This is a genomic window from Pseudomonas frederiksbergensis, assembly GCF_001952935.1.
GTDB classification, from domain to species: Bacteria; Pseudomonadota; Gammaproteobacteria; order Pseudomonadales; family Pseudomonadaceae; genus Aquipseudomonas; species Aquipseudomonas frederiksbergensis.
Map to the genome: position 1 here is coordinate 4613491 of NZ_CP018319.1, position 22779 is coordinate 4636269.

Below are 22779 nucleotides of genomic sequence, written 5' to 3' on the forward strand. Positions count from 1 at the left end.
GCATATCGAATTTAACGAGGGTGAAACGATGTTGAATGATGGCGTATTGCACTCTAATCCTTTGCAAAAAACCAATGCCGACTATTTGGTACGACAAAATAAGTTCGAATCTAATGTGCGCAGTTATCCACGCAAGTTGCCGCTGGCCATCGCCAAGGCGAACGGGCTCTGGGTGACTGATGTCGAGGGCAATACTTACCTCGATTGCCTGGCCGGCGCCGGTACTTTGGCCTTGGGGCACAATCATCCGGCCGTCATGGCCAGCCTCGACAGCTTCCTCGCCTCAGGCCTGCCGATGCACACGCTGGACCTGACCACCGTGGTCAAGGACGCCTTCAGCGAAACCCTGCTCAGCCTGTTGCCGAACCAGGGGCGCGATTACTGCCTTCAGTTTTGTGGGCCGTCCGGGGCGGATGCGGTGGAGGCTGCGCTGAAACTGGCCAAGACCTATACCGGGCGCAACAACATCATCAGTTTCTCCGGGGCCTACCATGGCATGACCCACGGCGCCCTGGCCCTGACCGGCAACACGGCGCCGAAAAATGCCATTGCCAGCCTGATGCCCGGGGTGCAGTTCATGCCGTACCCCCACGAATACCGTTGCCCACTGGGCATTGGCGGTGAGGCCGGGGTCGAGGCCTTGACCCACTATTTCACCCAGTTCATCGAAGACGTTGAAAGCGGCGTGTCACTGCCCGCGGCGGTGATCCTTGAAGCGGTGCAGGGTGAGGGCGGGGTCAACTGTGCCCCGGCGGGCTGGCTGCGGGCGATCCGTGAGGTGACGCGCAAGCACGGCATCCTGCTGATCCTCGACGAAGTGCAGACCGGTTTCGGTCGCACCGGCAAGATGTTTGCCTTCGAACACGCCGGCATCGAGCCGGACCTGATCGTCATGTCCAAAGCGGTCGGTGGCGGTTTGCCCATGGCGGTGCTGGGCATCCGTCGTGAATTCGACGCCTGGGAGCCAGGCAATCACGCCGGGACGTTCCGTGGCAACCAGATGGCCATGGCCGCCGGGCTGGCCACATTGCTGGTGCTGCAACAGCAAAACCTCGCCGCCCAGGCCGAGCGCCAGGGCCAGTGGCTCAAGGATCGACTGGTCGAATTGCAGGCGCATTATCCGGCCCTCGGACAAGTGCGCGGTCGTGGCCTGATGCTGGGCATCGAGATCGTCGATGAGCGCCAGCCGGCTGATCGCCACGGGCATTTCCCGACGGACCCGGCGCTGGCCGTGGCCATCCAGCAACAGTGCTTCAAACAAGGCCTGTTGCTGGAACGCGGCGGTCGCAAGGGCAATGTCATCCGCTTGTTGCCGCCCTTGATTATCGACGATGAACAATGCCAGCAAGTCATCCAGCGTTTTGATAATGCAATGGCGGCAGCGTTATTGCAGTTGCGCCCTTGAATGAATCAATCGAAGTTCCGTTGGCAGTCCGCTGAGTTGCAGTTTGATGGCGTTGCTGCAAATAACTTGATGTTCATCTGATTGTTTAAAAAGGTTCAATGAAGTGATGTCGTTACGTGGGGTTTCGTCGGCTGTTAAACAGGCCGGTCAGCAACTAATTTTTTCGCCATATAACGTGTCCAGTAGCCTCGCGGGTTACTGTGGAGCACCCATGAATCATCCAGATCGCAGTGTTTTATCGAATATGGTCAGTGAGTTGGCGACGACGCGCGCGTTGCTTAATTGTTTGATCAAAGAGTTCGCCTTACCGGAAAACTGCCTCAGTTACAGTTGGCCGACACAGATGCAAGGTATCCCCCCGGGCAGTTACCTCGAGGGCCTGGAATGGAAAGGCATTCCCCTGACCGTCAGCCTGCCCAACCAGCAGCAGTTCTTTGTGATGGTGGACCGCCGTGATGGTCTGGGCAGTCACCGTTACCTGTCGGACGTTTATGCCCGGCGTGGCGAGGGCGACTGGTCGTGCCTGAGATTCACCGAATTCGTCGAGCAGTTGCTCGCGGCCTGCGAACACATGACCCGCGCCAGCAACGACGAGTTGCTGGATCAGGTGTTGCAAAGCCAGTTGCTGACCGCGGCCATCGTCGGCCACAACATGGACGGTCAGCACCCGGCACCGCTCAGTGGTTACCTCGCCAGCGAACAGGGCTTGTGGTTCGGTCATCCGAACCACCCGGCACCCAAGGCGCGCCTGTGGCCAGCGCATCTGGCCCAGGAAACCTACGCCCCGGAATTCCAGGCTCGCACGCCGTTGCACCTGTTCGAGGTGCCGCTGGAAGGATTGAACGTCGGGGCCAACGGCCTGAGCAAGGCCCAAGTGCTGGCCGGTTTTGCCGATCAAGCGCAGGCACGGCCAGGGCACGCGGTTATCTGCATGCACCCGGTGCAGGCGCAGTTGTTCATGCAGGATGGTCGGGTTCAGCGTTTGTTGAAATCCGCTGCCATCGTCGATCTTGGCGCCACAGGGCTGATGGCCAACCCCACGGCGTCGATCCGGACCTGGTACATCGAGGGCCATGAGTTTTTCATCAAGGGCTCGCTGAACGTGCGCATCACCAATTGCGTCAGGAAAAACGCCTGGTACGAACTGGAAAGCGCACTGATGATCGACCGGGTCTTTCGTAACCTCCAATTGACCCAACCCGAAACCCTGGGCGGGCTGTCGGTGGTGGCTGAGCCGGGCAACCTGAGCTGGGCGCCGCAACAGGCCAGCGAAGCCGATAACCACTGGTTCCGCGAACAGACCGGGGCAATCCTGCGGGAAAACTTCTGCCTCGACACCGGCACCGACTGCAGCATCATGGCCGGTACGTTGTTCGCTCGAGGCCTGCATTTGCCGCCGTTGGTGCATGAGTTCCTGAGCCGGTTCAACGGCAATGACATCGACGATCAAACGCTGTTGAGCTGGTTCGACGACTATCAGGCGCTGCTGCTACGGCCGGTGCTGGCACTGTTCTTCAACCACGGCATCGTCATGGAGCCGCATTTGCAGAACAGCGTGCTGGTGCATGACAACGGCCGTCCACAACGCTTGCTGCTGCGGGATTTCGAAGGGGTCAAACTGACCGACGAGCTGGGTGCTTCCCGGATCGACGCAGACGTTCATCCACGGGTGCGCGAGTCACTGCTGTATTCGCGCCAGCAAGGCTGGAATCGCATCGTCTATTGTCTGTTCGTCAACAACTTGTCCGAGGCTGTACTGGCCTTGAGTTGGGAACGTCCGCACCTGGCGCCGCTGATGTGGCAACGGGTGGAGCAGCAATTGGTCAGCATCCGCGCCGAATTGACCCGCGCTGCGCCGGAGTTGGATGCCTTGATCGCCGGTCAGCCGATTGCCTGCAAAACCAACCTGAAAGTCCGCCTCGCAGCCAAGGCCGATCGCCAGGCCAGCTACGTCAGTCTGGTGTCCCCGTGGGGCAAGGAAGCCAAGCATGGATAAGTTGCCCGAAACGGTATTGGCCGCCATCGACGAAGCCCGCGTGCAACACGAAGATCCGCTGGCGCTGTTCATCTATGACCTGGACGCGCTGAAACAGCACGTGACGCAGGTGATGGCGGCGCTGCCCGACGGCGTGGAGCTTTATTACGCGATCAAGGCCAACAGCGAACCGCAAATCCTCGCCGCCGTCGCGCCGTTGGTCCACGGCTTCGAGATCTCTTCCGGCGGCGAGATCGATCGCCTCCAGGCCTGCCCGACGCGCAAGCCATTCATCTTCTCCGGCCCCGGCAAACTGGACTCCGATCTGCGTTCGGCGCTGCAACATCAGGTCGAAGCGATTCACATCGAAAGCCTGAATGAGATCGTCCGCCTGCAACGGTTGGCACTGGAAGCGGGACGCGTGCAAGACGTCTTGCTGCGGATCAATCCTGAACTGCCGTCGCCGCTCTCCAGCAAACTGGCGATGGCCGGCACGGCGACACCGTTCGGGATCGATGAGTCGCAACTGGCTCAAGCGGTCAGTTGGGTCGATAACGCCAGCCACCTGCGGCTCAAGGGTTTCCATGTGCATGCCATGTCCCATCAGTCGCTGGTGGAACGCCATGAACAATTGCTCGATCTGTACTTGCAGCGCTGGTCGCAATGGAAGGCGTTGTCGGCCGATCCCGCAGCGGTCACTCACCTCAACGTGGGCGGTGGCATCGGCGTCAATTACCTCGGGCCGCAGCAATTCGACTGGCAGCGCTTGTGTACGCATTTGGCGCAGAGCCTTGCCGCCTGTGTCGATGCGCCCATCGTGCGCTTTGAGCCCGGTCGTTTCATCAGCGCCTTCTGCGGCTATTACGCCATTGAAGTGCTGGACAGGAAAACCAGTCACGGCAAGCACTTCCTGGTCTGTCGGGGCGGCACTCATCAGTTCCGTTTGCCGGTTGCCCAGGGCCATGATCACCCGGTCATTCATCTGCCCCGGCATCGCGTCACTTCAACGGCGCCACAACAGGAGTGGACCGTCGTTGGGCAACTCTGTACGCCCAAGGATGTGCTGAGCCGCGATTGCCCGCTCACGGACGTGGAGATCGGCGACATGCTGGTACTGCCCCTGGCCGGTGCCTATGGCTACAACATCTCCCACGCCGATTTCCTCTGTCATCCGCGACCACCGCAGGTGTTTGTGCAAGAAGCCGGAGTCGCAACGTGGGATTGACGTTTGCCGTGCCGCGCTGGTTGGTGGTGGTCAACGTGCTGTTGGGCACGTTGACGGTCAGCCTGAACAACAGCTCGCTGAATCCGGCGTTGCCAGCGTTCATGGAGGCCTTTGATATCGGTCCGCTGTTGGCCACCTGGATCGTGGCCGCGTTCATGGTGAGCATGGGCATGACCATGCCGCTCACCAGTTTTCTCAGCCAGCGGGTGGGGCGAAAATCCCTTTATTTGTGGGGCGTGGCGTTGTTTGTCTGCGGTTCGCTGCTGGGGGCGTTGGCCAACTCCATCGCGCTGGTGATTGCCGCACGCGTGGTGCAAGGCATCGCCAGCGGGCTGATGATTCCGCTGTCGCTGGCGATCATTTTTTCGGTGTACGCCAAGGGCGAGCGGGGCAGGGTCACCGGCCTGTGGGGCGCGGCGGTCATGTTGGCGCCGGCGTTGGGGCCCTTGTGCGGGAGCCTGATGCTGGAGTGGTTCAGTTGGCGTTCGCTGTTCCTGATGAATGTGCCGATTGGCCTGTTGGCGCTGATCCTTGGCGTCGGCGTGCTGCCGGCTTGCGAAGCATCGGAACGCAAACCTTTCGACCTGGCGGGTTACCTGTTGATCGCGACGGGCATCGGCCTGCTGATGATTGCCGTTGGCCGCCTGCGCCATGCCGAGGCCCTCACTGATCCGATCAACCTCGGCATGCTACTGACAGCCATTGTGTGTCTGGTCGCGTTTGTTCGACTGGAACTGAACCGGACTTCGCCGCTGCTCAACCTGCGCATCTTTGCCCTGCGCGGTTATCGCTTGAGCGTGATCATCGCCGTGGTGCAGTCGGTCGGCATGTTCGAATGCCTGGTGCTGCTGCCGCTGCTGGTGCAAGTGGTGATGGGCTACAGCGCTATCTGGACCGGCCTGTCGCTGCTGTGCACGGCGTTGTTCGCCAGCCTGTTCGGGCATCTGGGCGGCAAGTGGCTGGACCGTCACGGCCCGCGCGGCGTGGTGCTCTGGGGGCTGCTGCTGACCGGGGGCGCCACGCTGGGGTTGGGCATGCTGGGGGCTGGCGCTTCAATCGGTGTGGTGTTTTTCCTGATGATGGTCCGCGGCGCCGGGCTGGGCCTGTCCTACATCCCCATCACCACCGCCGGGCTCGATGCGCTGCCGGAACCGATGGTCACTCAAGGCGCGGCGATGAACAACATTTCCCGTCGTCTCGTCTCGTCGCTGGCCATCGTGATTGCTTCCCTGTGGCTGGAACTCCGGCTGACTGCCGAGACCGGGGGCGGGGTAGCTTCGATGGCCAGCTCGGGGGCAATCAGCGAGGTCTTCTTGGCCACCGGCATCCTCATCCTGTTGGCATTGCCCTGTGCCTGGCGTTTTCCCGTTCACGCATCCGACGAGCCGGCCGAGGCATTGCCCTCCGCCCTCGAACACCGTTAATTCTTTCATGGACAAGGTTATGACTATGGCGACTTCTTCACAGGCAACACAACAGGCTGCGGATTCTGCGCCAGGCGTCTGGCTGGCGACGGCCGATCCGCGCCACTATCAGCAAGTGGAACAGCGCGTGGTGGGTCAACTGCTGCAAACGCTGTTGTATGAAAACGTCTTGCCGTATCGCCATTCGCCCCTCGATGGCGGCCAGTACCGTTTTGTTGTCAGCGGTATCGACGCGCAGCAACAACCGGTGGAGTACCACTGCAATGGATTGCTCAGCGAAAGCTTCGAGCTGATCCGCGTCGACTATGCCAGCCTCGAACGCGTTGATGCGTTGGGCGCACGCCGCCGGCCGCACCTCCATCAAGCATTGGCGGAGCTGCTGAGCGAACTCCAGGACAGCCCGCACCTGCCACGCTTCACCCATGAACTGGAGCAGACCCTGCTCAAGGATCTGCAATCGCGCAGTCAGGGTTATCAAGCGGCCAAGCCATCCCATCAACTGGACGTCGATGCGCTGGAACAGCACTTCATGGACGCCCACAGCTATCACCCTTGCTACAAATCGCGCATCGGCTTCTCGCTGAAAGACAACGCGAGCTACGGACCGGAATTTGCCGCGCCTGTTGCCATCGTCTGGCTGGCGGTGGCGAAAACCTGCGGGGCGATGAACATCTCGCGGCACCTGAATTACGACGATTTTATCCAGCAGGAATTCGGTCTTCAGCGCTGGCAGCAACTGGCTGAAAGCCTCGCCGATCAAGGCAAGGCGATGGGCGATTACTGGCTGATGCCGGTGCACCCGTGGCAGTGGGAAAACATCATCGTTCCGGTGTTCTACCCGGAGCTGGTCAGCGGTGAAGTGATCCATCTGGGCACCACCAATGACCGCTATCAGGCGCAACAGTCGATCCGCACCCTGGCCAACGTCACGGAGAAAAAGCGGCCTTACGTCAAGCTCGCGCTGAGCATGACCAACACCTCCAGCACGCGAATTCTGGCCCGGCATACGGTGATGAACGGCCCGATCATCACCGACTGGTTGCAGCAGTTGATCGGCAGCGACAGCACCGCCCGCGACCTTGGCTTTGTGATTCTCGGCGAAGTGGTCGGCGTCAGCTTTGATTACGATCACCTGCCCGCCACGCGGATGTCCCAGGCCTACGGCACGATGGGCTCCCTGTGGCGCGAGAGCATTCACCAATACCTGCAAGACGACGAGCAAGCGGTGCCGTTCAATGGTTTGAGCTCCGTGGACAACCGCTACGGCAGCGGTGAACAGAAGCCGTTTATCGATGCCTGGATCAAGCAATACGGCCTGCACGCCTGGACCCGCCAACTGCTGCAAGTCGCGGTGTCGCCGATCATCCACATGCTCTACGCCGAAGGCATCGGCATGGAGTCCCATGGGCAGAACATCGTCCTGATCGTGAAGCAGGGCTGGCCGCAACGTATCGCCCTGAAAGACTTCCATGACGGCGTGCGCTATTCGCCGCAACACCTCGGTCGCCCCGAGCTGTGCCCGACTCTGGTGCCGCTGCCCGCCAGCCACGCCAAGCTCAATCGCAACTCGTTCATCCTCACCGACGACCTGGATGCGGTCCGGGATTTTTCCTGTGATTCATTCTTTTTCATCGCCCTGGCCGAGATGGCGATCTTCCTGCATCAGCACTATCAGCTCGAAGAGGCCCTGTTCTGGCAGATGACTGCCGAGGTCATCACTGCTTACCAGGCTGAACATCCGCAACACCGTCCGCGTTATGCAGCGTTTGATGTGTTCGCGCCGTTCTATGAAGTGGAAGAGCTGACCAAACGCCGACTGCTGGGCGACGGCGAACGTCGTTTCAAATCGGTGCCGAATCCGCTGCACGCGTTCCGGCCGCAATCATGCTGAGGACCAATCTGCTCAAGCAGAAGCTCGGAACAGGCGAGCCGGTCTACGGCCTGATCAGCTCGATTCCGTCGCCAGCGGCCATCGAACTGATTGCCGAGGCGGGTTTTGATTTTGTGATCATCGATATGGAACACGTGCTGATCAATCCCGAGACCGTGGAGAACATGATCCGCACCGCCGAAAGTTACGCGCTGACCCCGCTGGTGCGGGTGGCGGACCTCAACCCGAAAACCCTGCTGCGCCTGCTCGATGGCGGCGCCCAGGGCATTGTCTTGCCGATGATCGAAGGCCCCGAGCCTTTGGCCGACAGCATTCGAGCCTGCAAATACCATCCGCAGGGCACCCGCAGCCTGAATGCCGGTCGCCCCGGTGCCTTTGGCAAACACAGCCTGGCGGAGTACGTCGCGCTGGCCAACGAGCAAACCATGGTCGTAGCGATGATCGAAAGTGCCGAAGGTGTGCTGCGGGCGGCAGAGATTGCCGCCGTGCCCGGCCTCGACATGATCCTCGAAGGGGCCGCCGACTTGTCGCAATCGATGGGCATGCCCTGGCAGATCGACCGACCCGAGGTGCAGCAAGCGCTGCTCAGCAGTTGGCAGGCAGCCAGTGCCGCGGGCGTGCCGTATTGCGCGATTCCACGTCAGCCGGGCGACCACGAACGGTGGTTGAGCCGGGGCGTTAAAAGTTTTGTTTTGGGTGACGAGCGTGGCATCGCTTTTCGTGCCCTCCAGGCCAAATTGGCCGCCACTTCAGCAGAAGGAAAATAATCGGATGAACTTCACCACAATGGCCGCCGACAAGGTGATGCAGGATCTGGTCGATTGTTTGCTGGCCGAACATTTTTTCGGGACTGAGCCGCTGAACCTGGTGGCGCCCTCGTCATCGGTCGATCAGCCGTTTACCGGGTTGAGCGCCGAACAACGGATCTGGGAATGGCCCAGCGATCCCCAAGGTTGCATCGTCATTGCCCTGCGTCCCGGCATTACCCAGCAATGGGAAAAGGTACCGGGCACGCCGGTTTGGGCTCGACAGAATGATCAGCTGACTGCGTTGTCACCCGAGGCTTTCACGACCCAGGTGTTGGCCGGCATGACTGATCGCTACCCGGACAATGAAAAAGGCTTCGCCCTGTTTCTGGATGTGCTGCGCACCAGCGTTCGGCAAACCGAGTTGTCCCTGGCCCATCGGGTCGACAGCGAACGCTTGCTAGAAAAGAGCAACGCGGACTTCTTCCTGGCGATGGAACAGTGGGCTTCGCTGCGTGATCGTCCTTACCACCCACTGGCCAAAGCCAAGCAGGGTTTGAGCGAAACCGAATATCAACAGTATCAGGCGGAATTCGCCCGTCCGGTGGCGCTCAATTGGGTCGCGGTCGACCGCACGTTGCTGCAATGCGGCGACGGTGTGACTGACCTGGCGCAGAGCTATCCCGCCCAGTACCTGTTGCCGCCGCCGTTGCAGGCCAACTTGCAACAAGAGTTGCAGCAGCGGGGCATTGCCCACAGCCACATCGCGCTGCCGGTACACCCGTGGCAGTTCGAACATGTGCTGGAGGCGCAACTTGGCGACGCGTTCGCCAAGGGTGACTGCCATCGCCTGGACTTCAGCGACGCTGATTTCTTCGCCACTTCGTCGTTGCGCTCGATGACGCCGTGCTTCAACAGTGCCGATTACCTCAAGTTGCCGATGGCGATCTATTCGCTGGGCGCTTCGCGTTATCTGCCTGCGGTGAAAATGATCAACGGCGGCCTGAGTGAGGCGCTGCTGCGTCAGGCGCTGAACAAGGATCAAACCCTGCAACAGTCCCTGCACCTGTGCGACGAAACCAAATGGTGGGCATTCATGCCGCCAGACGCGACGCTGTTTGACGAAGCGCCGCGTCACCTGTCGGCCATGGTGCGCGGCTATCCGCCCGCGTTGCTCGAAGACCCGGACACCCGACTGGTGCCCATGGCTGCATTGGGCACACCGCTGCCGGGCAGCAACCAGCACTTCTTCGATGACTGGATGGCCTACCGTCAACTGCCGGCCAACGCCGCGTCGGTGATGACCCTGTTCCGCGAGCTGTGCCACAGCTTCTTCGATATCAATCTGCGGATGTTCCGCATCGGCATGCTGGGTGAAATTCACGGGCAGAACGCGGTGCTGGTGTGGAAGGCCGGTTACGCCCAGGGCTTGCTGTTGCGCGATCACGATTCGTTGCGCATCTTCGTGCCGTGGCTGGAACGCAACGGCCTGGCCGACCCGGCTTACCGGTTGAAGAAGGGGCACGCCAACACGCTGTACCACGATCGCCCCGAAGACTTGTTGTTCTGGTTGCAGACACTGGGTATTCAGGTCAACCTCCGCGCCATCATCGATACGCTGGCTGAGGTCTACGCATTGCCGGCCACCCAATTGTGGAAGGCGATGGGCGAAGTGCTCAACGAGTTGATCGATACCATCGAATTTGATGCCGAGGCGCGGATCATGATCAAGCACCAGTTATTCGAATCGCCGCACTGGCCGCAGAAATTGCTGCTCACCCCGATGATCGAACGCGCGGGCGGCCCCGGCAGCATGCCGTTTGGCAAAGGCCATGTGGTCAACCCGTTTCACAGGCTCGATCGTAATGCCTGAACCGCGACATGAACCCTCCAGGCGCACGCTGTTGCGCCTGTCCCTGGGGGCGCTCGCCCTCAGGTTTTCTGCGCCGGCGTGGGCCGCGGCCGACACCGCGCCGCTGCGGGTGGTCACCCTGTTCCAGGGCGCCACCGACTGCGCCGTGGTGTTGGGCGTGACCCCGTGTGGCGTGGTCGATTCCTGGAGCGAAAAACCGACCTATCGCTATTTGCGCACGGCACTGGAGCAGGTACCCCATGTTGGACTGGAAACTCAGCCCAGCCTTGAAGACATCGCGTTGCTCAAGCCGGACTTGATCGTTGCCTCGCGCTTTCGCCATGAGCGCATTGCGCCGTTACTCAAGCAGATCGCCCCGGTGCTGATGCTGGAGGAAGTGTTTGAATTCAAGAAGACCCTGGCGCTGATGGGCGCTGCATTACACCAGCAACAGAGGGCCGACGAGATTTTGAACCGATGGCAGCAACGCGTGGCACAACTGTGCGGGCAACTGCGGCAGACATTTGCCGGACGCTGGCCACCCACGGTGTCGATTCTGGACATCCGCGAAGACCACATCCGCAGTTATCTGCCGACGAGTTTTCCGGGCTCTGTGCTCACCGAGCTGGGGTTCAACTGGAGTGACAGCAGCCGGGAGGCGAGCGGGGTATCGATCAAACTCACCAGCAAGGAAAGCCTTGCCGTGGTGAATGCCGATATCTTTTTTGTCTTCCTGCGCGCGCAAAACGCGGCGGTGCAGCGCAACTACGAGAGCCTGGTGCAACACCCGCTGTGGAAGCAGATGCGTGCCCCGCAGCAAGGACAGGTGTGGCAGGTCGATGGCGTCGCGTGGAGTCTGTCGGGCGGGATGTTGGGGGCGAACCTGATGCTCGACGACGTGGCCCGTGTGGCCGCCGCGCAGGTGGCTTCATGAGTCCGGGAGTAAAGCTGTGCAGCGCGGGTGTCGTGTTGCTGCTGTGCTGCGTGTTGAGCCTGGCGGTCGGTGCCACCTGGATTCCACTGCCACAGATAGCCGCGGCGTTTGTCGATCCCGACCCGTTGAGCATCAATCATTTGCTGGTGACTACCACGCGTCTGTCGCGCACCCTGATGGCAATTTCTGTAGGCTCCAGCCTGGCGGTCGCGGGCGCACTGATGCAGGCACTGACCCGCAATCCGCTGGCATCACCCGGACTGTTCGGGATCAATGCCGGTGCGACTTTTTTTATCATCCTGTTTTCCTCGATCTTCTCGCTGTCATCCCCGGATGCCTGGCTATGGTCGGCGTTCATTGGCGCTGGCGTGGCGGGTTGCCTGGTGTGGCTGATCGGTAACATGGGGCAAGGCAGTCTCAGTCCGCTGCGCATCGTGCTGGCAGGCGCGGCGATCGCCGCGTTGTTCTCCGCTTTCAGCCAGGCGTTGCTGGTGGTGAATCAGGATGGCCTGGACACGGTGCTGTTCTGGATGGCCGGTTCGTTGACCGAACGCAGCCTGTCGACCGCTGCGCCATTGTTGCTGTGCGCCGTGCTCGGGTTGGCGGGGGCGCTGCTGCTGGCCGGGCAGCTCAATGTGCTCAACGCCGGGGAAGAGATTGCCACGGGGCTGGGGCAGCGAACCGGCCTGATCCGGCTGCTGATGAGCGTGCTGGTGATTTGTCTCGCGGGCAGCGCAGTGGCATTGGCCGGCAGCATTGGTTTTATCGGTCTTCTGGTTCCGCACATGGTGCGCAAGGGGTTGTCCATCGACCATCGCTGGTTGCTGCCCGGTTGCGCTCTGCTCGGCGCGATTCTGCTGCTGTTGGCAGATACGCTGTCGCGGGTATTGATCCTGCCTCAGGAGGTGCCGGTAGGCGTGATGACGGCGCTGTTCGGCGCACCGTTTTTTATCATGTTGGCCCGGCGTGGAGGTCGTTATGGATAAGGTGGTGACCTGGCGCCGGGGCGGGTATTCCCGGCGGGTCAACCTCTCCACGTGGCTGCGGTTGGCGGCAGCGCTGCTGCTGACGGTGCTGGTGATGCTCGGCTCGTTGTCGCTGGGGAAAGTCATCCTCTCACCCCTCGAGGTGATACGAATCCTGTTTTCCACTCAGGACGCCAGCCTGACGTTGATCGTCGAGCAACTGCGCTTTCCCCGCATTGTCCTGGCGGCGCTGGTGGGCGCTGCGTTGTCGGTGTCCGGGCTGATCCTGCAAAGCATCATCCGCAACCCGCTGGCATCGCCGGACCTGCTGGGCATCACCAGCGGTGCCAGCGCCGCTGCCGTGCTTTATCTGTCGTTTTTGTCCGCGACGCTGGGCCAACAGTTTCTGCCCTTGGCCGCGATGCTCGGTGCGGCTCTGGCAACACTGGCCATTTATCTGCTGGCCTGGAAGCAGGGGACCTCACCGCTGCGACTGGTGCTGATCGGTGTGGGCGTCTCGGCGATGTTGACGGCCGCGACCACCTTCATCCTGGTGTTCAGTCCGCTGACCACCACTCTGTCGGCCTACGTCTGGCTGACCGGCAGCGTGTACGGCGCCAGTTGGCCTGAACCGCTGGCGCTTGCGAGCTGGTTGTTGGGCATTTGTCCGCTGCTGGTGCTGTTGGCCCGTCAAGTGATGGTGCAACAGTTGGATGACCATCTGGCCCAAGGCATCGGCGTGCGCGTGCAATGGCTGCGGGCCGGTTTGTTGCTGGTGAGTGTGGCCTTGGCCGGTGCGGCCATTGCCTGGGGTGGGGCGATCGCGTTTGTCGGGCTGATCGCGCCGCATATTGCCAAACGCCTGGTATCACCCGGTTTCGCTGGGCAGGCCGTGATGGCAGCCCTGATTGGCGCAAACCTGGTGATGCTGGCGGACCTGGTCGGGCGCACGCTGTTCCTGCCCCTGGATCTACCGGCCGGGATCTTTGTCGCGGTGCTGGGCACGCCCTTTTTTCTCTATTTATTGATTAAACAGCGTCATTAAGGAATTCAACGTATGACGTCGATTGCAAGTCGCGGCCTGACCCTGAGTTATCAGCGCCAGGTGATTATTGACGCGCTGGACATGCAACTGCCCAAGGGCAAGATCTCGGTACTTATTGGCAGTAACGGCTGCGGCAAAAGTACCTTGCTCAAATCCTTCGCACGACTGCTGAAACCGCAGCAAGGCTCGGTGATTCTCAACGGTGTGGATATCCAGCAAAAATCCACGGCGGCGGTGGCGCGCGAGTTGGCTATCCTGCCTCAGACACCAATGGCGCCCGAGGGCATCACCGTTCGCCAGCTCGTGGCTCTGGGTCGATACCCTTATCAGAGCTGGATGCAACAGTGGTCGGCCGAGGATGAAACCATGGTCAATCGCGCGCTGACGCAGACCAGTCTGCAAGCGCTGGCGGATCGGCCGGTGGATGCCTTGTCCGGCGGGCAGCGCCAGCGTGCGTGGATCGCCATGACCCTGGCCCAGGACACCGGCATCGTGCTGCTGGACGAGCCGACGACCTTCCTCGACCTGGCTCATCAGATTGAAGTGCTGGACCTGCTGCGCGACCTCAACCGGCTCGAGAACAAAACCATCATCATGGTGCTTCACGACCTCAATCTGGCCTGTCGTTATGCCGATCATATGGTCGCGGTGCATGAGCGTACGGCATTTGCCCAGGGCCGGCCTGAGGACGTCTTGACCCAAGCGCTGGTCAAAACCGTGTTCGACCTCAACTGCAGGATTATTCCTGACCCGTTCTTTGGTACGCCGATGTGCATTCCGTTTGGTCGGGAATTGCCGCAATGAATCTGGCTCACCACTTCACCGCACACGAATGGAACGTGCTGGGCGGTGGCTTGCGGTTGAAGGACTGCGCCGAACGTGACCCATTACGATCGCTGATGGCTCGTGACCTGTTGCAGGAAGAGGTGTGCGAGCGTTTGCTGGACGCATTGAGCCCGGTCATTGGCTCACCGTCGCGGAAAATCACCGCCTCGCTGCTGGGCAAACGCCTGTCGTTCCTGGCCACCGGCGCCTGTTTGTACGCCATGTCGGTGTACGACAAAGGGCTGCTGCTGACGCTGGACAACACGGTGGTCGAATACGGCCACGATGACGGGCTGTGGACGTCTTCTATGCCGCTGGCTCATTCCCTTCCGTTGACGTACGGGGCAGGGGAGCGCGAAGCCTGGCGGGAAACCGTGGTGCAGTCACTGTTTGCCGGGCTGCTGAAGCCGCTGTGGCAAACCTTCAACCGGGTGAGTGGTGTTTCACGGCGCATCTTGTGGGAAAACACCGCCGTACGCGTGTATTCGTTGTATGAAAAACGCATGGCGAAAATCGACGAGCCGTCGGTGCGCGAGCGCTATGAAGCCGACTTCAGGTGGTTGCTGACCCAGGCAGAGCCTGCGTTATTCGGCCTCGATTACAACCCGCTGAGCCATTTCCGCCGACCGCCGACACTCGTCGACGAGGGGCAGCGCAGCATTCGCTTTCGACGAACCTGCTGCTTCTACTACCTGGCTACTGAGCCCGCTGAATATTGTTCGACCTGCCCACTGCTGCGTCCGGGGAAATGCCGATGAGTTATCAGATCAACCCTCGCCAGCAGCTCGTTACCCCGGAGTTGCTCAACGCCTACCAGTCGATCCCTTCGTCGACCATCGGCCACTTTTCCGATCGGGGCTTCCTGCGCGGGATCAAGCCGCTGTTCAACGACATCCGTATGGTCGGCACTGTCGTCACCGTCAAAGTCTTCCCGCCGGATGGCAGCATTTTGCGTGAAGTGCTGTTGCTGAGTGAGCCGGGCGACGTGCTGGTGATCGAGTGTGTGGGCGACGAGGAGTGTGGCTGTTGGGGCGAACTGCGCACCCTGGCCGGATTGATCAAAGGGTTGGCCGGGGTGGTGGTGTCGGGTGCGGTCACGGATGTCAGTGCATTGCGCCGCCATGGGTTGCCGATCTTTTGCCGGGACGTCAGTTCGTACACGACTCGCGGCATTGGCGCTCATGGGGAAGTCAATCAGTCGATCAATGTGGGCGGGGTTCAGGTACAGCCTGGGGATCTGGCCGTTGGTGATGATGACGGTGTCTACATCCTTGAGGCCCGGCGTGCGGTCGAGCTGCTTCCCGAGCTCCTGGCCAAAGAGCAAATGGACCAGCAGCGCAGGGCCGAATTCTTGCAGAGGCTCAATCAGCGAAGGGCTGACTTCCCGAGCTGAAATGAAAAGGGGCAACTGTGCAGTTGCCCCTTTTTTGCGCCGGTCAGTCAGAAGCCGAGTTTGTCGCGCAATCCGTAATACCAGGCGCCTAACGCAGCGAATGGTGTGCGCAGCAGTTGTCCACCGGGGAACGGGTAGTGGGGCAGGTCGGCAAACGCGTCGAAACGCTCGGCCTGACCACGCAACGCTTCGGCCAGGACCTTGCCTGCCAGGTGCGTATACGTCACGCCATGGCCGCTGCAACCCTGGGAATAGTAGATGTTGTCGCCCAGGCGTCCGACTTGAGGAAGTCGCGACAAAGTCAGCAGGAAATTGCCGGTCCAGGCGTAATCAATCTTCACGTCCTTGAGCTGAGGGAAGGCCTTGAGCATCTTCGGTCGAATGATCGCCTCGATATTCGCCGGATCCCGCGCGCCATATACCACGCCGCCGCCGAAGACCAAGCGCTTGTCTGCGGTCAAACGGTAATAGTCGAGCAGGTAGTTGCAGTCCTCGACGCAGTAATCCTGCGGCAACAGGCTCTTGGCCAACGCTTCGCCCAAGGGCTCAGTGGTGATCACCTGAGTCCCGCAGGGCATCGATTTGGCGGCCAGTTCCGGCACCAGATTACCGAGATACGCGTTGCCCGCAACGATGATGAACTTGGCCCTGACCTTGCCCTGAGGTGTATGCACTACCGGATTCGCGCCGCGCTCGATACGCACCGCCGGCGATTGCTCATAAATGGTGCCGCCCAGCGACTCCACAGCTGCCGCTTCGCCCAACACCAGGTTCAGCGGATGAATATGCCCGCCGCTCATGTCGAGCATGCCGCCGATGTATTGATCGCACGCGACCACTTCACGGATGCGACGCTGATCCATCAGTTCAAGCTGCGTATGACCGAAGCGCTCCCAAAGGCGCTTCTGGGATTCCAGATGGCCCATCTGCTTGGCGGTAATGGCGGCGAATAAGCCACCGTCCTTCAAGTCGCACTGGATATTATATTTGGCAACCCGCTCACGAATGATCCGCCCACCTTCGAACGCCATCTGCCCCAGCAACTGAGCCTGCTTGGGACCGACACTGCGCTCGATGACATCGATGTCGCGGCTATAACTGTTAACGATCTGACCACCGTTACGCCCAGACGCACCAAAACCTACCTTCGCCGCTTCAAGCACCGTGACCCGAAAACCGTTTTCCAGCAGAAACAGGGCGGAGGACAGACCGGTGTAACCGGCACCGATCACACAGACGTCAGTCTCTACGTCATCCTGCAACGCCGGGCGCGGCGGAACCGCATTGGCCGATGCGGCGTAATAGGATTCCGGGTAGGGGGTGTTCGCCATCCTGCAGCCTCTGTTTAATATATTTTACGAGTTGTATGATCCTACCCGAGATAAAAATCGGCCGCCAGCCACCGCAAAATCTTCTTTGCAGCCGCAAAATTAAATATTTTGCATATTCATAGGGTTAGCTCGAAAAAAGGTGTTGACACCCCTTCGAAATTCCGTAGAATGCCGCCTCACAGCAGGCACGTAGCTCAGTTGGTTAGAGCACCACCTTGACATGGTGGGGGTCGTTGGTTCGAGTCCAATCGCGCCTACCAAACAAAATCCGCTCTGCTGGGCGGTCTAGAAGGGCTCACCGAAAGGTGGGCCCTTTTTTGTTGTCTGCGATTTGCAAAACTTTTGCAAAACTCCCACCTCAAAACGCCAACTCAACGCCCACCGCCAGGCAGGCTTTGGATTTGGCTTGTTGTATCTACCCTGTGAATCATTCAGCGGTCTCACGGTCATATCGCTGACTTTGCATTCAGGGCGTTCAAATGAAGCGTGCAGTAATAATGTTCATGGTTATTTCAGGTTCTCTCCTGCTGGGAGGCTGTGGGCCTCACTGGGACGACGGAGAAAGGTACGGTCGAGATCGTGATCGAGATCATGATTACCGTCGTGGATACGACCGCGGATATGACGATGATCGCGGGTATGACCGCCGATATGATCGTCGTGACCATGATCATGGGTATGACCGCAATCGTGATCGTGATCGTGACGATAGAGACGACTGAAGGCGCTGGCCATCGGCCCTCGGACCGGTCAATGACCGCCCGGTTTGCCGATCAGCTTCAGCGGCACGGATTGCCAGTGATTCAGGCGTAAGATAGCGGTGCTACCTCATCAAAAGGAGCCGCATATGATCGCCGACCAAATGAACAAGCAGGTATCTGAGGACAGAGCTGTTTGGGATCAATACTTCTGCGCTGCGTTGATTGCGGAAAGCAATTTGACGGCACCGGTTGTAGGAGGCGCTACGCATGAAGACAGGCAGAACCTGTTGATTGAAAGGGCCAAAGCTCTCGCCGACAAGATGATGGAAAACAGAAAATAACCAGAGCCCAGCCATCGCGCTGGGCTCTTCACATCAGGATCTCGTGCAAGACGATGCTGGAGTGCTGAAACAGGTAATCATGAGGGGTGAGTTGGCGGTCAATCGCGTACTGGATAACCACAAGCCTGGGCAGTCGCCCGGCACTGTAACGAGGGGATAGCCCCCTCGTTACAAATGTTGCATGAAGAGCATGAATCACTACTGGCGTGGTTCATCTCAACACCGTCGGACCTGCTTGGTAGGCCCTACCAACTAAAACCAATCTTACTTGGCGTTCAACTTCTTCAGCTCTTCATAAGTCGCCGACTGTACAAACCAGAAGCCGGAGATGATGCACCACGTCAGGGTGCCGGTAATGAAGACGCCTGCCCCGGACCAGAAGCCCTGAACGAAGATCATGACCACTGCGACGATCCAGATAACGGCCAGTGCGACGTACAGAACAACGTTGTTTACGCCAATTACGAACTCTTTCACGTCTATTCCCTTTTGAATGTTTATCCTCTGGCTCCTTACGCAAGGGCCAGTGGGCGGCATGATAGGGAGATAGCTGGCTCTTCGCCAGTCATGTCACGGCCTGCGGGCAGATTTCCAGATTCTGGACTACTACTGACAAGCCCGTTTCCTTGTCCCTGTCTGGAGCATACCTATGCTGTTTCACTGGTTTCTTGCGGCGATCCACCTCTTGGCTGTTGCCTTGGGCCTTTGGGCGGTGCTCACCCGAGGGACGGCGTTAAGCCGCCTGGCCGTCGGTACGGCGCCGGTTCGCAACGTGCTGGTTGCCGATAACGTATGGGGCATCTGTGCGGGTATTTTGCTGATCACAGGTTTGATGCGTGTCTTCGGCGGGTACGAAAAAGGCACCGACTATTACCTTCATCAGCCATTGTTCCATTTGAAGATGACGCTGTTCGTGATCATTCTGCTGCTTGAAGTGGTACCCATGATCACCTTGATCAAGTGGCGGATCGCCTTGGGCAAGGGCGCTTCGATTGACCAGGGCCGAGCCAGGCTGTTTGCACGCATCAGTCATGTCGAAGGGCTGTTGTTGATGTTGATGGTGATTGCAGCCACCGGCATGGCGCGCGGTGTGACCTTCGGCTAAGAACGGCGGGATTCGTCGGGGTTAAAGCGAATAATATGACAGTCACGGCGTGGCCGAAGCCGGTAGCATCGGCTTCACGTAATGGGGGGAGGAGGCGAGTGCCCAGCAAAATGCCGAGCATGAATCTTTAGCCAGCCATTGCGCTGTAACGAACGGGCTGGCTACTGACTGCAACAGGATTCAGGGAGTCTGCGGTTTGTCTGGAGCAGTGAGGCCAGCCTGAATGCGCTGATAGATTTCTTCGCGATGAACCGCAACGTCTTTCGGGGCATTGATGCCAATTCTGACTTGCTGGCCGCTAACGCCCAGAATGGTGATCGTAATGTCATCACCAATATTTATGCTTTCACCGACTTTGCGGGTGAGTATCAGCATGGTCTTCTCCTTGATTGCTTTGTAGGGCACCTGATTCGGACAGTGCAGAGGTCGGTGGTATCTATAGATTAGTGCGAAGTCTCATGGTTTGGGTGCCTCTTTCTGACGCGCAGATGCTGCATTAATTCCCAAGGCGTAACTATACAGAGGCCGCAACCATCATTCTCGTTGTTTTAAGCCCATTTTGCGGCACTCGGGAAGTATTCATGGATGCTAAAATCGCCGCTTTAAGCATTCTGAGGGACGCGTTGTGCGCAAAATGGTCTTGGTAATTGCGGTATTGGCGCTGGCGGGATGCGGTGAGGGCAAGAGTGTTGACGCGCAAAAGCCGCAACCGGCAGCCGCGACTGCACCTTCGGTGGTGTCCGGGCCGCAATGGGATCTGGAAGTTCGAGGCGAAACACCTCAGGCGGTCAGCGATTTGAGCGGCTGGCTGATTGAGCACAGTTTCGTTTCCAATATCGTCAAGGAAAATGGAAAGACCCGGATTCTGCTCGGGCCATTCAGTTCGAGAGCCGAGGCCGAGGCCAAACAGACAGAAGTGCGCGCGGCGCTCACCCGGGCGAAGAAACAGAACATCGAATTGCTGGTCGTCGACCATCCCGTAGCCCAGTAGCAATCCTTTTCCAGGCGCAGTCCTCATTTGATGCGTGACGCTCTGGGAAACGGCCGAATCTGCCCGTGATGGCTTCTACGGCTGGATCGCCGTGGAGATGGTTTCAGTGATGAGCCTGCGCAAATCTGATCAAGGAATACGGCATTGCCAGGAAGTCACTCAGCCTGATGGGCTACTGGCGCTACCACAAAGCGGGCGGTTAGAAACGAACAAAGGCCTCGGATATCAAACCCGAGGCCTTTTGTGTTTTCAGCGAGCGCTTAACCGCAGGCTTTCATATCGACGGGGCCGACAAACTCGTTGCCGCGTCCCATGACGCACCCCACGCTTTGGTTACGCTGTCGTTCCCAGGCCTCTACTGGATAGGTTTTATTCCAGGCTTCGTAGAGCTGTCGATCCTGTTTCGACAGGCGCAAACCATATTGCTTGCTCATGTAGAAATACGTCCGGGCGATCATGCCGCGTATGGACGGGCGGGGCATGACCTTCTTCGCCTTGAAGTCGACCTGGGTCAGGCACGAGCCATATTGGCCCGACTGCACCGGCAACCAGCCGAAACTGAAGTTGCTGCGATCGCCATTCACTTCACCAATGCTCGGCACCAGGTTGTGCAGGTCGGCTTCGGCTTTCTGATAGGCCGGATCGTAACGCGTGCAGTTCTTGCGTCCGCCTTCTTGCCAGCACTGACGCTGATGGCCAATCTGCCAGGCCGGAACAATGTGCTCCCATTCGATGCGGGAAGCGCGCTTGGCGTTTTTACGCGGTACATAACCGCAGGCTGCGAGGTTGACCTTGTTGCCGGTGTATTTGCATCCGCAATAGAACTCTGTGGATTGCGGTGCGTAGAGCTTCCAGGCCACTTTCTTGGCTTCGTTGAAAGTGCGCGGGGCGCCAGCCTGGGCGCCGACGGTGATGAACAGAAACAGCAAAGCAAACCAGCGGACACTCATTGACTCAATCTTCCTTCGGCACAACCCAAAAAATCTGCACACCGCCATCGTCGCGATAGGCAAGGGTGACGTTGTCGTTCTCGTCGATTTCTTCGAGCAATTGTTCCCACTCATCCACGGGTTCGTCCGGCAGACGGAAGATCAAGGCTGCTTTGGCTTTTTGGGCGGTGGGGGAGTTGATGATTTTTTGAACGCGCATACCCATGCGTTCATAGGCGTCAGGAGAGGCAGAGGTGGTGGCCACGGAATTATCCTTATTAAGCTGTACGTGCATACAGTATTTAACTGTAAGCATTTTCGCAACTGCTTAAAATTCAAGAAAATCCTCTGACAGCAATTTTTTCCGTTTGGTGTAGGACGAAGGGAAAATCTTTATCGAAATATCGGGAGGGCTTGTAAGCCACTCGCCTGGGTTGACGAGTGGTGAAAGCGGTGCCCGACCGGAGCCGGTCGGGCGATGGCCAATCAGTATTCCCAGAACATCCGCTGCAGCTCTTTGCTGTCGTTGGTCTTGGTCAGTGCGACCATGGCCAGGATGCGAGCCTTTTGCGGGTTCAGGTCGTGCGCTACAACCCAGTCGTACTTGTCGTCTGGCTGTTCAGCGTTACGCAGTACGAAACCGCCGGCGTTGACGTGGGACGAGCGAATGATTTGCACACCGTCCTTGCGCAGGGCTTGCAGCGACGGGACTACACGGGACGAGACAGAACCATTGCCGGTGCCGGCGTGAATGATGGCTTTGGCGCCAGACTGAGCCAACGCTTTGTAAGCGGTATCGCTGACGTTGCCGTAGGAATAGGCGATTTCGACATCAGGCAGGCTCTTGATGGTTTTGATGTCGAACTCCGAGTCCATGGTGTGACGCTTGGCCGGCAAACGGAACCAGTAGGATTTGCCTTCGACCACCATGCCCAGTGGGCCCCAGGCACTTTTGAACGCCTCGGTCTTGATGTTGATCATTTTGCTGACGTCGCGACCCGACTGGATTTCATCGTTCATGGTCACCAGTACGCCTTTGCCGCGAGCCTCTTTGCTGCTGGCCACGGCCACTGCGTTGTACAGGTTCAGCATGCCATCGGCCGACATGGCGGTGCCCGGGCGCATGGAGCCGACAACGATGATTGGCTTGTCGGTTTTTTCCACCAGGTTCAGGAAGTAGGCGGTTTCTTCCAGGGTGTCGGTGCCGTGGGTGATGACGATGCCGTCGACGTCCTTGCTGTCTGCCAGTTCGGCCACGCGACGACCCAGTTGCAGCAGGTTATCGTTGGTGATGCTTTCGGACGCGATCTGCATGACCTGTTCGCCACGAACGTTAGCCAGTTGGCTGAGTTCTGGAACCCCGGCGATCAATTGTTCGATGCCGACTTTTGCCGCTTGATAGGTCGCGCTATTGGCGGCGCTGGCGCCCGCGCCGGCAATGGTGCCGCCGGTGGCCAGGATCACCACGTTTGCCAGTTTCTGTTGGGTTTCGACTTCTTTTGCCTGAAGGGCAGTAGGCAGGAGCAGCAAGAGGGCCAAAGCGCCCGGAACGAAGGTCTTGAAAGCAGATGTCATTATTTTTCTCTCTAGTAGTGAGACGGTGCTGATGCAGGTTCATCTAGATGCGCCCCCAGCGGATCTGAACGCTTGGGGTGAATGAGATGAGCAGGATCTGTACCAGTCGTACTTTGAATGAGAAAA

General features: G+C 59.2%; 23 protein-coding genes and 1 tRNA gene. 18 read left to right on the top strand and 6 right to left on the bottom strand.

The genetic code is table 11. The annotated features are described in order from the left end of the window. Positions 1-28 precede the first annotated feature (28 nt). The 13 genes from PFAS1_RS21445 to PFAS1_RS21505 all read left to right on the top strand — a co-directional run bounded on the left by PFAS1_RS21445 (position 29) and on the right by PFAS1_RS21505 (position 15680). Positions 29-1405: a diaminobutyrate--2-oxoglutarate transaminase gene (locus PFAS1_RS21445; protein WP_076031566.1), complete on the top strand. Its 1377-nt coding sequence runs from the start codon at positions 29-31 to the stop codon at positions 1403-1405. Between the two features lie 211 nt (positions 1406-1616). Then, positions 1617-3401 carry an IucA/IucC family protein gene (locus tag PFAS1_RS21450; protein ID WP_076030427.1) on the top strand — a complete coding sequence of 595 codons (1785 nt, stop codon included), beginning with the start codon at positions 1617-1619 and terminating at the stop codon, positions 3399-3401. After that, positions 3394-4605 carry a type III PLP-dependent enzyme gene (locus PFAS1_RS21455; protein WP_076030428.1) on the top strand — a complete coding sequence of 404 codons (1212 nt, stop codon included), beginning with the start codon at positions 3394-3396 and terminating at the stop codon, positions 4603-4605. The genes PFAS1_RS21450 and PFAS1_RS21455 overlap by 8 nt, the downstream gene beginning before the upstream one ends. After that, positions 4602-6029 carry a DHA2 family efflux MFS transporter permease subunit gene (locus PFAS1_RS21460; RefSeq protein ID WP_076031567.1) on the top strand — a complete coding sequence of 476 codons (1428 nt, stop codon included), beginning with the start codon at positions 4602-4604 and terminating at the stop codon, positions 6027-6029. Before PFAS1_RS21455 ends, PFAS1_RS21460 begins: the two co-directional genes overlap by 4 nt. Before the next feature lie 25 nt (positions 6030-6054). Further along, a complete protein-coding gene (locus PFAS1_RS21465) occupies positions 6055-7920 on the top strand; it encodes an IucA/IucC family protein (RefSeq protein WP_418328780.1) in 1866 nt (621 codons plus the stop codon). Next, entirely contained in the window at positions 7914-8687 is a 774-nt protein-coding gene (locus PFAS1_RS21470) for an HpcH/HpaI aldolase family protein (RefSeq protein ID WP_076030430.1), read from the top strand. The genes PFAS1_RS21465 and PFAS1_RS21470 overlap by 7 nt, the downstream gene beginning before the upstream one ends. Positions 8688-8691: 4 nt before the next feature. Beyond that, a complete protein-coding gene (locus tag PFAS1_RS21475) occupies positions 8692-10539 on the top strand; it encodes an IucA/IucC family protein (protein WP_076030431.1) in 1848 nt (615 codons plus the stop codon). Continuing rightward, the gene (locus tag PFAS1_RS21480) at positions 10532-11452 is read left to right on the top strand and encodes an ABC transporter substrate-binding protein (protein ID WP_076030432.1); all 921 of its coding nucleotides are present in this window, start codon (positions 10532-10534) and stop codon (positions 11450-11452) included. Before PFAS1_RS21475 ends, PFAS1_RS21480 begins: the two co-directional genes overlap by 8 nt. Next, positions 11449-12438: a FecCD family ABC transporter permease gene (locus tag PFAS1_RS21485; protein ID WP_076030433.1), complete on the top strand. Its 990-nt coding sequence runs from the start codon at positions 11449-11451 to the stop codon at positions 12436-12438. The genes PFAS1_RS21480 and PFAS1_RS21485 overlap by 4 nt, the downstream gene beginning before the upstream one ends. Further along, a complete protein-coding gene (locus PFAS1_RS21490; RefSeq protein WP_076030434.1) occupies positions 12431-13462 on the top strand; it encodes a FecCD family ABC transporter permease in 1032 nt (343 codons plus the stop codon). Before PFAS1_RS21485 ends, PFAS1_RS21490 begins: the two co-directional genes overlap by 8 nt. A gap of 12 nt (positions 13463-13474) precedes the next feature. Continuing rightward, positions 13475-14266 carry an ABC transporter ATP-binding protein gene (locus PFAS1_RS21495; RefSeq protein WP_074875273.1) on the top strand — a complete coding sequence of 264 codons (792 nt, stop codon included), beginning with the start codon at positions 13475-13477 and terminating at the stop codon, positions 14264-14266. After that, positions 14263-15045 carry an IucA/IucC family C-terminal-domain containing protein gene (locus tag PFAS1_RS21500; protein ID WP_076030435.1) on the top strand — a complete coding sequence of 261 codons (783 nt, stop codon included), beginning with the start codon at positions 14263-14265 and terminating at the stop codon, positions 15043-15045. The genes PFAS1_RS21495 and PFAS1_RS21500 overlap by 4 nt, the downstream gene beginning before the upstream one ends. After that, complete coding sequence (locus tag PFAS1_RS21505; RefSeq protein ID WP_083671755.1) at positions 15042-15680, top strand: RraA family protein; 639 nt, start codon at positions 15042-15044, stop codon at positions 15678-15680. Before PFAS1_RS21500 ends, PFAS1_RS21505 begins: the two co-directional genes overlap by 4 nt. Before the next feature lie 47 nt (positions 15681-15727). Here the strand turns inward: PFAS1_RS21505 and PFAS1_RS21510 are convergent, their stop codons facing one another. Next, entirely contained in the window at positions 15728-17011 is a 1284-nt protein-coding gene (locus tag PFAS1_RS21510) for an NAD(P)/FAD-dependent oxidoreductase (RefSeq protein ID WP_076030437.1), read from the bottom strand. Positions 17012-17194: 183 nt separating this feature from the next. Here PFAS1_RS21510 and PFAS1_RS21515 point away from each other — a divergent pair. The 3 genes from PFAS1_RS21515 (at position 17195) to PFAS1_RS21525 (ending at position 18053) form a co-directional block, all read left to right on the top strand. Next, positions 17195-17271: transfer RNA gene (locus PFAS1_RS21515), tRNA-Val, on the top strand. A gap of 219 nt (positions 17272-17490) precedes the next feature. Then, positions 17491-17733 (top strand): hypothetical protein, encoded by a 243-nt coding sequence (locus PFAS1_RS30445; RefSeq protein ID WP_076030438.1) that lies wholly within the window; start codon positions 17491-17493, stop codon positions 17731-17733. 125 nt (positions 17734-17858) lie between these two features. Continuing rightward, positions 17859-18053: a hypothetical protein gene (locus PFAS1_RS21525; protein WP_074875283.1), complete on the top strand. Its 195-nt coding sequence runs from the start codon at positions 17859-17861 to the stop codon at positions 18051-18053. A gap of 264 nt (positions 18054-18317) precedes the next feature. Here the strand turns inward: PFAS1_RS21525 and PFAS1_RS21530 are convergent, their stop codons facing one another. Further along, complete coding sequence (locus PFAS1_RS21530; protein ID WP_074875284.1) at positions 18318-18530, bottom strand: hypothetical protein; 213 nt, start codon at positions 18528-18530, stop codon at positions 18318-18320. A gap of 172 nt (positions 18531-18702) precedes the next feature. On the opposite strand from PFAS1_RS21530, the gene PFAS1_RS21535 reads away from it, so the two are divergent. Next, positions 18703-19158 (top strand): DUF2214 family protein, encoded by a 456-nt coding sequence (locus tag PFAS1_RS21535; RefSeq protein WP_076030439.1) that lies wholly within the window; start codon positions 18703-18705, stop codon positions 19156-19158. A 180-nt stretch (positions 19159-19338) separates the two neighbouring features. Here the strand turns inward: PFAS1_RS21535 and csrA are convergent, their stop codons facing one another. Beyond that, positions 19339-19533 carry a carbon storage regulator CsrA gene (gene csrA / locus PFAS1_RS21540; protein WP_007938114.1) on the bottom strand — a complete coding sequence of 65 codons (195 nt, stop codon included), beginning with the start codon at positions 19531-19533 and terminating at the stop codon, positions 19339-19341. Positions 19534-19783: 250 nt separating this feature from the next. Between csrA and PFAS1_RS21545 the strand changes: the two genes are divergently transcribed. Further along, positions 19784-20149: an SPOR domain-containing protein gene (locus PFAS1_RS21545; RefSeq protein WP_076030440.1), complete on the top strand. Its 366-nt coding sequence runs from the start codon at positions 19784-19786 to the stop codon at positions 20147-20149. 260 nt (positions 20150-20409) lie between these two features. Here PFAS1_RS21545 and PFAS1_RS21555 read toward each other — a convergent pair whose 3' ends face one another. The 3 genes from PFAS1_RS21555 to PFAS1_RS21565 all read right to left on the bottom strand — a co-directional run bounded on the left by PFAS1_RS21555 (position 20410) and on the right by PFAS1_RS21565 (position 22653). After that, complete coding sequence (locus tag PFAS1_RS21555; RefSeq protein WP_076030441.1) at positions 20410-21099, bottom strand: endonuclease; 690 nt, start codon at positions 21097-21099, stop codon at positions 20410-20412. 4 nt (positions 21100-21103) lie between these two features. After that, positions 21104-21394 (bottom strand): DUF1654 domain-containing protein, encoded by a 291-nt coding sequence (locus PFAS1_RS21560; protein ID WP_076030442.1) that lies wholly within the window; start codon positions 21392-21394, stop codon positions 21104-21106. A gap of 170 nt (positions 21395-21564) precedes the next feature. Then, entirely contained in the window at positions 21565-22653 is a 1089-nt protein-coding gene (locus PFAS1_RS21565; RefSeq protein ID WP_046047713.1) for an asparaginase, read from the bottom strand. Between the last annotated feature and the right edge of the window lie 126 nt (positions 22654-22779).